At 41.2% G+C, this 1,518-nt stretch carries 3 protein-coding genes; all 3 read right to left on the bottom strand.

Features of this window, described 5'->3' with window-relative positions; translation table 11 throughout:
- Nucleotides 1-202: 202 nt before the first annotated feature.
- On the bottom strand, nucleotides 203-526 hold the full coding sequence (locus MN202_RS20465) for a hypothetical protein (protein ID WP_335737984.1): 324 nt from the start codon (nucleotides 524-526) through the stop codon (nucleotides 203-205).
- Nucleotides 527-940: 414 nt separating this feature from the next.
- The gene (locus MN202_RS20460; RefSeq protein ID WP_335737983.1) at nucleotides 941-1,333 is read right to left on the bottom strand and encodes a hypothetical protein; all 393 of its coding nucleotides are present in this window, start codon (nucleotides 1,331-1,333) and stop codon (nucleotides 941-943) included.
- A partial coding sequence (locus tag MN202_RS20455) for a hypothetical protein (RefSeq protein ID WP_335737982.1) occupies nucleotides 1,330-1,518 on the bottom strand: 189 nt, incomplete at its 5' end. The genes MN202_RS20460 and MN202_RS20455, both read right to left, overlap by 4 nt.

Below are 1,518 nucleotides of genomic sequence, written 5' to 3'. Positions count from 1 at the left end.
CTTTAACAGCAAAAGAAGGTTCTTAACTGAACAGAAATAAGCTCAACCTGCTTGACGTGGGGAGTCATACCAACGCCGCCCACAGCGGCGAGCGTAGCGAGTCCGGCAGCCAAAGGCTGCGAAATGCTGGGCCTTGTTAGGTTTTATAAGACTAATATCAAAATTCAATCTCGAACAACCCAAATAGCTACAAGTCGTAAATTTAATCACCACAATGTTTAATGATAATTATATATATTGCAGAGCTAAAATCTCTATGGACAATATCACTACCAGACTTAACTTCATTTCTTAATATATTGAGAGCGTCCTGCGGAGCTATTTGCACAACACATTTGTGTATCTCATTATCTGCCAATCTAAGAGAATCCAAGAAACCGTACAAATAAGCTTCGCAGAGTGTTGGAGTTTCTCCAATTTTGGTAGTTTGTTCTTGGTCACAATCATCAACAAAGGTTTTCAGGTCAATTGGTGACGTAGCTTGGCAAGTAGCGACAAATAATAAAAGAGTAAAAAATATTCTCATAGCGCGCCTCGCTTGTATCTTCTAACTAAGCGAGACATGTGTTGTGGGCTTAACTTTGAAGGTGCACTTTGATGATGCTTTTTAGGTATTGCCAACTGATTTAGCCTCTTCTGCACACCTAATCAATAGTTCTCGCTCATCAGTACCTGTGAACGATACGCTGCGCCCGAATAAGTCCTTGCATTCGCAAAAGTAGACACCAGCAGACTGCTCGCGCAAGCAAAAAAACCAGCCATCGAGCAAACCTGATATTGGATGAGTTCTTTTTAAATCAGACTTAGTTGCCATAACAATTCTAGCTCAATGCTTAATTAGACCTAACGCCCAAATTTAGCGCGGAAAGCCGCGCAGCGGGTTGACGTCGCAGCCAGCGCTTTTTGCTGGCGATAATATTTGATTGTTATGTTTTCTTACTTATTTACAGAGAGCGACAATTAAACTAAATATGGACACTAGCAGCGCTGAAGCTGCCAAGCTTCCTGGATGCTTATTTAAGCCTTCCATGACTTTTTGCAACCTGGTCCTAGATGCTTTTTGATAACCATCTTTTGTTAAATAGAATTTTAAACCGCTTTCAATATCAAACCTGACCAACCCTTCTGCTTCAAGTTCTTTTGCATACTCACTAACAAATGAGCGAGCTGAGTTGCCGTCAGTTTCATAGAGCCATGCAGGTAAACCGCTAATCGGATAACTGCAAGAAAAAGGACAATCATCAATATTTCTTATGCCATACCCTTTACGCTCTATGTATTTTTGGTATAACCAATTTAGAAATTTTTGAGTGTCGAAATTTTTATTCTTCATTGGATTCCTGCGTAAACATAACGCTTGCCGTAAACGGCACAAAATAGCAGGCTAAAATTGGCGACGAAGGAGCACAAGCCTGCTGTTTTGTGTCCATGGTTTAACGGCCCCGCCGTGTCAGAGTAGTTGTCCTGTTTTCTTTTCACAATAGTTATAGTCAGACGGCGGGTGGTTAGCAGGTTCAA

The sequence above is a fragment of the Rheinheimera muenzenbergensis genome (assembly GCF_036984005.1).
GTDB classification, from domain to species: Bacteria; Pseudomonadota; Gammaproteobacteria; order Enterobacterales; family Alteromonadaceae; genus Alishewanella; species Alishewanella muenzenbergensis.
The sequence above is the reverse complement of the archived record's forward strand: the minus strand, read 5'-3'. Positions and strand labels throughout refer to the sequence as shown.

What these genes read in the sequence shown, in the direction of transcription:
- MN202_RS20465 (WP_335737984.1), bottom strand. Translation starts at nt 526, where the DNA reads ATGAGAATATTTTTTACTCTTTTATTATTTGTCGCTACTTGCCAAGCT.
- MN202_RS20460 (WP_335737983.1), bottom strand. Translation starts at nt 1,333, where the DNA reads ATGAAGAATAAAAATTTCGACACTCAAAAATTTCTAAATTGGTTATAC.